The 9,220-nt window shown below is 70.5% G+C and carries 6 protein-coding genes; 3 read left to right on the top strand and 3 right to left on the bottom strand.

From position 1 onward, the window contains the following. Positions 1-561: nucleotide exchange factor GrpE (gene grpE, locus VIW71_RS14950; protein ID WP_414720750.1), on the top strand; the 561-nt coding region annotated here is incomplete at its 5' end. Positions 562-631: 70 nt separating this feature from the next. Here the strand turns inward: grpE and VIW71_RS14945 are convergent. The 3 genes from VIW71_RS14945 to VIW71_RS14935 form a co-directional block, all read right to left on the bottom strand. Next, positions 632-1,015, bottom strand: a complete 384-nt coding sequence (locus VIW71_RS14945; RefSeq protein WP_331622744.1) for an STAS domain-containing protein — start codon at positions 1,013-1,015, stop codon at positions 632-634. Between the two features lie 206 nt (positions 1,016-1,221). Continuing rightward, on the bottom strand, positions 1,222-3,678 hold the full coding sequence (locus VIW71_RS14940) for a glycoside hydrolase family 32 protein (RefSeq protein WP_331622743.1): 2,457 nt from the start codon (positions 3,676-3,678) through the stop codon (positions 1,222-1,224). A gap of 157 nt (positions 3,679-3,835) precedes the next feature. Next, entirely contained in the window at positions 3,836-4,861 is a 1,026-nt protein-coding gene (locus tag VIW71_RS14935) for a LacI family DNA-binding transcriptional regulator (RefSeq protein WP_331622741.1), read from the bottom strand. 304 nt (positions 4,862-5,165) lie between these two features. Between VIW71_RS14935 and VIW71_RS14930 the strand changes: the two genes are divergently transcribed. Further along, positions 5,166-8,072, top strand: coding sequence for a GH32 C-terminal domain-containing protein (locus VIW71_RS14930; protein ID WP_331622740.1), 2,907 nt, complete (start codon positions 5,166-5,168; stop codon positions 8,070-8,072). Positions 8,073-8,089: 17 nt separating this feature from the next. Then, complete coding sequence (locus tag VIW71_RS14925) at positions 8,090-9,100, top strand: LacI family DNA-binding transcriptional regulator (protein ID WP_331622738.1); 1,011 nt, start codon at positions 8,090-8,092, stop codon at positions 9,098-9,100. The last annotated feature ends 120 nt before the right edge of the window (positions 9,101-9,220 follow it).

Here is a 9,220-nt window from a genome sequence, read left to right as displayed (position 1 = left end):
CCTGCCAGGCCCCCCACCCCGCCTGCCGGGCCCGCGCCTCCCACGGGCCAAGGGCCGCCCCCCTCCGCCCCGGACGCCGAGGACGTGTTGCGCGCGCGGCTCCAGGAGCGCACGGCCGACCTGCAGCGGCTGAAGGCCGAGTACGACAACTACCGCAAGCGGGTGCGGCGCGACCACCTGGCCGTGCGCGAGATCGCCGTGGGCAACGTGCTCGCCAGGCTGCTGCCCGTCCTCGACGCCGTCGACGCGGCCCGGGAACACGGCGCGGCGGCCGGCGGCTTCGAGCAGATCGCCGGGGTGCTGGAACACCGACTGTCCGAGCTGGGGCTGGAGTCCTTCGGCACGGAGGGGGACGCCTTCGATCCCACCGTGCACAAGGCCGTCTCCCACGTCCAGACCGATCGCGTGGGCCGCCCCACCTGCGCCGCCGTCCATCGGCCCGGCTACCGCGTCGGCGGCCACCTGCTGCGTCCCGCCGAGGTGACCGTGGCCGGACCGCCCGTCGCGCCGCCCGCCGGCGCGGAACCGGCAGGCGGCCACCGGCCGCCGGGCACCGGCTGACCCGTGCTCCACGAAGCCCGGTCCGCGAAGGTCCAGGAAGTCCGGTCCACGAACCCCACTCCCCAGCCCCTCAGCGGGGAGCCCGGTGGCCGTCGGGCTGCCGTCTCCCCCCGACGGCGGTCGCGGCCTCGGTCAGGGTCTCGTACACCGGGAACACGTCGATCAGCCGGGTGAGCCGCAGCAGGCGCCTGATGCGGCCCTCGGGACAGACCAGGCGCAGCCGGCCGTCGTGCTGCCAGACCCGGTGCTGCCCGGCGACGAGAACGCTGAGGCCGGTCGCGTCGCAGAATTCCAGCCGCGACAGGTCCACGATGACGTGCGCCGGACGGTGAGCGGCGATGACCTCGTAGAGGTGGTCCCGCAGCCGGTCCCGGGTCGCGATGTCGAGTTCGCCCGTCACCTCGACGACCGACCAGTCGGCCCGGCGACGGGAAGCAACGGTGAACGGGTCCATGGCTCTCGCCTCCCTGGCCCCGAGCTGTCCCCCCGCCTCGACTACCTGCTTCTACAGCCCCTTTTAGCTCAGCGGCGTCAGCGTGACAATCCTCTTGACGCATCTTGTTCGATGCATGGCCATGGCCCGACAACGAGAACGGCCGCCTGCCGGCCCCCGAAAGGACCGGCAGGCGGCCGTGGCCGTGGAACCGTGGAGCCGCGGACTCAGAAGATCTGCAGATTGCGGACGCTGGCGTTGCCGTTGAACACGTTCACGCCGAACACGCCGCTGGCGTAGGTGGTGTCGGTGGCGTCGATGACGGGGGTGGCACCGTTGTTGAAGTAGACGCGGAAGCGGGAGCCGGTGGCCTGCACTCTCAGGTGGTAAGTGCGGCCTTCGATGATACTGGTGGTGAAGGTGGCGATGTCGTGGCCTGGGCGCCAGAGCTTGACGAGTCCGTTGGTGTCGATGTTGGCGGTGTACTGCTGGCTGGCGTCGGCGTTGGACCGGAAGGTCAGGCCGGTGGCGACGCCGTTGGTGACGCGCAGGTCGCCCTCGTAGTTGAAGTCGGTGGCCGTCACGTCGGTGAGGTAGAAGCCGTCGCCCGGGCTGCTCCCGCGCAGACCGTCGAGGGGCACGGTCCAGGTCCCGGCGGCGGGGGTCCAGCGCCCGGTGAAGATGCTGGTGAAGCCGGGCGCGTTGATGTTGAGGTTCTGCACGGTGGCGTTGCCGCTGAACACGTTCGCGCCGAACAGGCCGCTGGTGTACGTGGTGTCGGTGACGTCGATGACGGGGCTGGAGCCGTTGTCGAGGTAGACGCGGATGCGCGACCCGGTGGTCTGCACCTTCAGGTGGTAGGTGCGGCCCTGCACGATCGGGGTGAGGTGGACGCCGATGTCCTGGCCGGGGCGCCAGAGCTTGACCAGCCCCGCCTGGTCGATGTTGGCGGTGTACTGCTGGCTGCCGTCGGCGTCGGACCGGAAGGTCAGGCCCGCGGCCTGCGCGGTGTCCAGCCGGAGGTCGCCTTCGTAGACGGCGTCGGTGCCGGTCTTGCTGCTCAGGTAGAAGGAGTCGCCACCGGTGCTGCCGCTCTTGCCGCCGGTGACATCGCCCCAGGTGCCGTTCACCGCGTGCCAGGGACCGTCGAGGTTGCTGTTCAGCGTCGACTCGCCCTGACCCCAGGCGGAGCCCAGCCGGTAGAACTGGGCGGACACGAGCTGCACCGAACCGCCGTTGGCGAACAGCCGGATGCCCTGGCTGCCGGCCGAGGAGTCGAAGTTGACGTTGTCGGAGACCGACAGCAGTCCGTCGTTGCCGAAGATCTCCAGCTGCCCGCGGTCGACCAGCAGCCGCAGCTTGACCCGGTTGTTCTGCGGCGCGAGCGGTTTCCCGTACAGCGTCTGCGCCGCGACGTCGTAGACCACGCTGCGGTCGGAGGTGCCGTTGGCGCGCCGGTGCAGGTCGAAGCCGAACGAGGTGGCGGTGGCGCCGGCCAGGTCGAACTCGGCGCTGATCTCGTAGGTGTCGGCCTGGATGCCCGCGAAGGGGTCGGTGGCCGGGTCCGGGGTGATGGTCCGGTTGGTCCAGCTCTGCGCGCCGGACCGCAGGCTCGCGATCTCGCCGATCGGGGTACGGGTGACGCGGGGGCCGCCGGGCGTGGTGACCAGGCCCAGCTGGACGGGGAAGGTGGCGTTGCCGGTCCAGACGCTGCCGTGGTTCGAGGACTGCCAGGCCATCTGCACGGTGCGGCCGCCGGGCACGTTCTTGAAGGTCTGCGGCGCGTAGAAGGTGCCGTCGAAGTTGTTCACGCCCTGGTCCAGCAACTGCGGGCCGGTCCAGGTGGTGCTGAACGTGGTGCCGTTGAAGTCACCGACCACGTACTGGCCGGAGGCGACCGCCAGCACCCAGCGCTGCTGCGCGGAGTTGCCGTCCAGCGGCAGCGGGAACAGGTCGGGGCACTCGTAGGCCCAGTCGGCCTGGTAACGGCTGGCGAAGGTCCAGCTGAGGAGGTTGGGCGAGGTGTAGAAGCTGATGCCGTTGCCGCCCTGGTCGGACCAGACGGCCATCACCCACCGGTTGGTGGGGGCGTGCCAGAAGACGTTGGCGTCACGGCTGTTGGGGGCGGGCGGCTGGACGACCTTGTTGCCGTTGTCGTACGCCTGGAACGTCTGACCGTTGTCGTTGCTGTAGTAGACGCTGACGCCGTTGATGTTGGAGAAGACCACGATCGGGTCGAGGGAGCCGGTCTTCAGTCCGGAGGTGTTGGCCGAGTCCACCACGCCGCCGCCGGACCACATGGGACCGCCGGGCTGGACGCCGGGTTCCAGCGCGATCGGCTTCTGCGTCCAGTGGACCATGTCGGTGCTGGTGGCGTGGCCCCAGTGCATCGTGTCCCAGGTGAGACCGTGCGGGTTGTGCTGGTGGAAGAAGTGGTAGACGCCGTTGGCGTACACCATGCCGTTCGGGTCGTTCATCCAGCCGCCGCGCGGGCTGAAGTGGAACTGACCCCGGAACGGCTCGGTGTAGGAGGTCGAGGGGTAGGGGAACTCCGGATAGTCCGACGTGGTCCCGGCTGTGGCGGGTGTGCCGGGCAGCAGCGCGGCCAGGCAGGTGACGACGGCGACGAGCATGGCCCGGGCTCTGTGGCGCACGGCATTGCGGCGCACGACATTGTGGCGCACGGCGAACTCCCCTTCCGGACGCGCCTCCAGGCGCGTGAGAGTGAGGTGTGGGGGTGGGGCTGCCGCCGCGGGTGGTGGGGCACCGTGCCGCGGCCGTACAGCCGGGTTTCACGTCTCCGGACGGAAGACGAGGTGTTACGAGGGGATTGCTGGAAGGTCATGGTCGGGTGGAGCTCAGTCGGCCGCAACCGCTTGCGCAACCGCAGGACTCGCGGTGCATGAACCGCGGTTTGAGGCGTACCGAGACCGGCGGCCGGTCCGGATCCGCGATGCGTTCGGTGAGCAGATCGATGGAGCGCTCGGCCATCTGCCGGATCGGCTGGGCGATGGCGGTCAGCCGGGGTTCGAAGATCGACGCCCATTCGAAGTCGTCGTAGATGGTGAGGGCGACGTCGCGGGGCACGCGCAACCCCTTGCGGTCCAGCGCCCGCATGACGCCGATCGTCATGTGGTTGTTGGCGACGAACAGGGCGGTGGGCGGCGCCGGGATCTCCATGAACGCCCTGGTGACGCGCTCGGCCTCGTCGGCGTTCGAGGCGCCGTGCACCACGAGGGCCGGGTCGAAGGGCAGTCCGGCACGGGCCAGCCCGCGCCGGTACCCGTCCAGCCGCTCCCGTGAGGTACTCAGGCCCTCCCGGCCGGCGATCATCCCGATCCGGGTGTGGCCCAGCAGCGCCAGGTGCAGGACGAGGTGGGCGGAGGGCTCCACGTTCTCCGAGCCGACCTGGTCGAAGCGGGGGGAGGCGCAGCGGTCCACCAGCACGGTGGGGATGCGGCGCTCCTCGAGGTAGGTCAGGGAGGCGGCGCCCGGGCCCTGGGAGGCGGTGGCGAGCAGGATGCCGTCCACCCGCCGCTGGTGCAGCGCCTGGACCACGCGCAGCTCCTCCTCCGGGTCGTCGTGCGTGTCGGCGAGCAGCATGGTGTATCCGGCCAAGCGGGTGCGGGCCTCGAGGGCGGCGACGAAGTCCGCGAAGTAGAAGTTGGAGATCGCGGAGATGGCCAGCCCGATCGACTTCGTATGGGAGATGGCCAGCGTGCGGGCCGTCGCGAACTGGAGGTATCCGGTGATCTCGACGGCGGCGAGGACGCGCTCGCGCGTGGCGTCCTTCACGAAGCGCGTGCCGTTGATGACATGGGAGACGGTCGAGACCGAGACCCCTGCCTGGCGTGCGACTTCGGCCATTGTGGCCATCATGGCCTCCGGGGCGTGGCGGTTCGGGAACGGGCAGGGGGTCATTTCGGCCAGCGCAAGATAGCGGCTTCAGCCATCGGTGCGTAACCCCTGGTGCACCGAGTCGTGGAGATGTCCGTGATGTGCACCGGCTTCTCCCGGCGGCTAAAAGGAATTAGCAGCACACATCGAGGTCACAAGTTCGTAACAACTATGTAAAGTTGCCTTGCGGAAGCCTTGTATTAGCAAGGACGCCGCCCTCAGCATCCCCGACCATGACGAACCGATTTAGCACACCGTGCGAGGAGGTGGAGACATGACCGCGTGTCAACCCTCCACCCTGGTGCGGCGGCGCGGCCTCGTGCTGTGCCTGCTGCTGGCTCTCCTGGTCGGCCTGACCTCCGCCCTGCCGCTCACGACCCCACGCGCCGGGGCCGCAACCGCGGCTCTGGCCAACTCCGATTTCGAGACGGGTGATCTCACCGGGTGGACCGCTGAGGGCGCGGCCTTCCAGGGTTCGGTGACCTCCGACCCCGGCTGGGGTTGGGGGTGCTGCTTCAACCAGCAGGGCCAGTACCACGCGTGGGGGTTCAAGAGCGGCGGGGACGCCGCGGTCGGCTCGCTGACCTCGGACGTCTTCACGCTCGGCGGCACCGGGATGGTCAGCGTCCTGGTGTCGGGCGGCAACGACGCCGACCACCTGTACGTGGCGCTGACGAGTGCCGACGGCACGGTGCTGGAGAAGGCGACAGGGCAGGACGGTGAGGGGTATCAGCGGGTGACCTGGGACGCGCGGAACCGTATCGGGCAGCAGTTACGGATCAAGGCGGTGGACCAGGCCACCGGCGGGTGGGGCCACATCAACCTGGACGACGCCCGGATCGGCCTCGACACGGCGCCCGGCTCCTCGGAAGGCCCGGCCGAGTACTGGGACTTCGGCGAGGGCCACGGAGCGACCACGGTCGAGCAGGTCAGCCGCCAGGCCGACCCGATCAGCTACGTCTTCAACCAGGCGGTCTACAAGCCGAACAGCGACCCGCTGTGGCAGCCCGCCCGTTCGGACGACGGCATCCTCTCCGGAGCACTGCTGTTCGACGGCTACTCGACCTGGGTCACCAGAGCCGCCTCCCAGGTCACCCCCGCCCCCGACGGCCTCACCGTGGAGGCGTGGGTCGCGCCCCGCGCTTTCGAATGGGGCGACGAGGGCAAGGTCTCCGCCATCGTCAACCAGCAGGACGCCGGCGCGAAGAAGGGATTCTCGCTGGGCGTCGGACGGCACGGCGTCTGGAAGCTCGGCATAGGCACCGGCGACGCCTGGCGCGAGGTGACGGCGCCCAATCCGGCCGCGCTCGCCGCCGGTTCCTGGGCCCACCTGGTGGCGACCTTCGACCCGGGGCACAGCGTGATGCGGCTGTACCTCAACGGCGCGCAGGTCGCCGAGACGGCCGTCCCCACCAGCGCCCGACTGCAGCCCGCCCCCGTGCCGCTGCTGATCGGCCGGCACAACCAGCCCGTCATCATCAACGGCACCTTCGCCGTCAACATGTTCAGCGGGCTGATCGACGAGGTGAAGGTATACAACCGGGCGCTGTCCGCCGCCGACGTCGCGGACGGTCACAGCCAGGCACTGGCCACTTTTGCCGACGGCGAGATCCCGGCCGCGCGCATGACCCAGGACCGGTCGCGCTACGACGGTGACAAGTACCGTCCCGGCTACCACTTCACGGCGCCCAACCACTGGATGAACGAGCCGCACGCCCCGATCTACGTCAACGGCCAGTACCACCTCTTCTACCAGCACAACGTGCACGGCCCGTACTGGCACAACATCAGTTGGGGGCACGCCGTCAGCACGGACCTCGTGCACTGGCGGGACCTGCCGGTGGCCCTCGCCCCCACCGCGAACACCGTCGCGCCGGACGGTGTGTGGTCCGGCGGCTCCACTGTGGACGCCACCGGCAAACCGGTGCTGCTGTTCACCGCGGGCAACGACTCCCAGTACCCCAACCAGGCCGTCGGCCTCGCCCGGCCGACCGAACCGGCCGACACCGACTTCACCCGCTGGACCATGGCCCCCCAGCTGGTGATCCAGCAGACCGCGACCCTGGACGTCGGCTCCGGACGCAAGGTCCGCTTCGGGGACTTCCGCGACCCGCACGTCTGGAAGGACGGCAACACCTGGTTCCAGCTCGTCGGTTCCGGCGTCCAGACCACCGCCGGCGCGGACGTCGGGGGCACGGCGCTGCTGTACACCTCCACCAACCTCACCGACTGGACCTACGCCGGCCCGCTGATGACCGGCGACGTGGCGGCGTACCCCAAGACCGGCCAGGTGTGGGAACTGCCCACCTTCCTGCCGATCGGCACCGACTCCCAGGGCCACCGGCGCTTCGTGCTGCTGGTCAACCCCGCGTTCAGCGGTCCGAGCCCGTACAGCAGCAAGAACACCTTCTACTGGGTGGGCACCTGGGACGCCGCCGCCCGCCGCTGGACACCGGACACCACGCAGCCGCGGCTCCTCGACTACGGGGAGCACTTCACCGGCCCCAGCGGGACGGTGGACGGCTCGGGCCGGTCGCTGCTGTTCACCATCGCGCAGGACCGCCGCACCGAACAGGCCCACTACGACTCCGGCTGGGCCCACAACGCGGGCTTCCCGCTGGAGCTGAGCATGCGCCCGGACGGCGACCTGGCCATCAAACCGGTCAGCGAGGTGGCCAACCTGCACCAAGGGGCCCCGCTGGTGGACGTGGCGGCGCCCATGAGCGTCGCCGAGGTCAACCAGCGGCTGGCCGGGGTGACGGGCGACATGCTGCACGTCCGCGTGACCCTGCGGCCCGGCACCGCGCCGCGCGCCGGCCTGGACGTCCTGCGCAGCCCCGGCGACGAGGAACGCACCCGGCTGTTCTTCGACCCGGCCGGCGGCGGCACGTTCGGCGTCGACCGCACCAGGACCGGCAACAACTCCAGCATCGACAGCGACCTCGGCACGCACAGCGGACCGCTCGCCCTGGACAATGGCCGGATCACCCTCGACGTCCTCGTGGACCGCTCCAGTGTCGAGGCGTACGCCAACTCCTACAAGGCGATCACCACCCGCGCCTACAACCGCCGGAACGACGCGCTCGGCTTGCAGGTGTTCGGGGACGGCTCCACGACGGTGGAGTCCATGACCGTCTGGCGGATGTCCGGCATGGCCACCCTGAACGGCTGCGCTCCATGACCGGACGGCGCGTCACCATGAACGATGTCGCCCGCAGCGCGGGCGTCTCGCAGACGACGGCTTCCTTCGTGCTGTCCGGGCGCACCGACATGCGCATCTCCGAGGCGTCCCGCGCCAGGGTGCAGGAGGCCGCCAGGGCGCTGGGCTACCGGCCCAACGTCACCGCCCGGTCCTTGCGGACCAGGACCACCCAGACCATCGGGCTGGTCTCGGACGCCGTCACCACCACGCCGTTCGCAGGCGAGGCCATCCGCGGCGCGCTGGAGGCCGCCGCGGTCCACGACCACCTGCTGTTCATCACCGAGACGGCGGGCGCCGAGGCCGCCGAGTCCACGCTGGTCAACGCGCTGCTCGACCGGCAGGTCGACGCGGTGGTCCTCGCCTCGATGTACACCCGGTACATCACCCCGCCCCGGGAGCTGCACGGCCGCCGCGTCGTACTGCTCAACTGCCTCGCACCGGGATTCGCCGCTCCGTCCGTCGTCCCCGACGAGACGGAGGCCGGCCGCGCCGCCGCGCGGCTGCTGACCGAGCGGGGCCACCGCACCGGGATCTGGGCGATCGGCGGTCACTACGCCCTCCCGTCGAACCCGGAGGGCAACTTCGCCGGGAACGAGCGCATGCGCGGCCTCCAGGAGGTCCTGCGGGAGGCGCGCGCGAGTCTGGACGGAGTGGTCGAGTGCGAGTGGAACGCAGAGGACGGCTACCGCGAGACCAGCCGGCTGCTCGCGTCCGGTGAGCGCCCGCGGGCGCTGGTCTGCTCGACCGACAGGCTGTCCTTCGGGGCCTACCAGGCGCTCGCCGAAGCGGGTCTCTCCGTGCCCGGTGACGTCTCGGTGGTCTCCTTCGACGACCAGGACATCGCCTCCTGGCTGCGGCCCGGGCTGACCACCGTGGCCCTTCCCCACTACGAGATGGGCCGCCGGGCGGTCGAGCTGATCTTCGCCGACGGGCCGCTGGGAACCGATGTGCACCGAGTGCCGATGCCCGTACGGGAGCGGGGCTCGGTGGGGTCGCCCGGGCCCTGATCCCACCTCCCCCGGGGGCGACAGGCCCCCGGGGGGCGGCCCGGAGGCTCCAGACGCCGGTCATCGGCAGGTGACTGCCCGTCAGGCCGCGGCCGTGCGGTCAGGTCGAAGGCCGGGCCG

Source organism: Streptomyces sp., assembly GCF_036524955.1.
In the GTDB taxonomy this organism is placed as follows: Bacteria; Actinomycetota; Actinomycetes; order Streptomycetales; family Streptomycetaceae; genus Actinacidiphila.
The sequence above is the reverse complement of the archived record's forward strand: the minus strand, read 5'-3'. Positions and strand labels throughout refer to the sequence as shown.

Bases quoted from the DNA above. Each gene is read 5' to 3' on its own strand.
- VIW71_RS14935 (WP_331622741.1), bottom strand. From the start codon at position 4,861: ATGGCCGAAGTCGCACGCCAGGCAGGGGTCTCGGTCTCGACCGTCTCC.
- VIW71_RS14930 (WP_331622740.1), top strand. From the start codon at position 5,166: ATGACCGCGTGTCAACCCTCCACCCTGGTGCGGCGGCGCGGCCTCGTG.
- VIW71_RS14925 (WP_331622738.1), top strand. From the start codon at position 8,090: ATGAACGATGTCGCCCGCAGCGCGGGCGTCTCGCAGACGACGGCTTCC.
- VIW71_RS14945 (WP_331622744.1), bottom strand. From the start codon at position 1,015: ATGGACCCGTTCACCGTTGCTTCCCGTCGCCGGGCCGACTGGTCGGTC.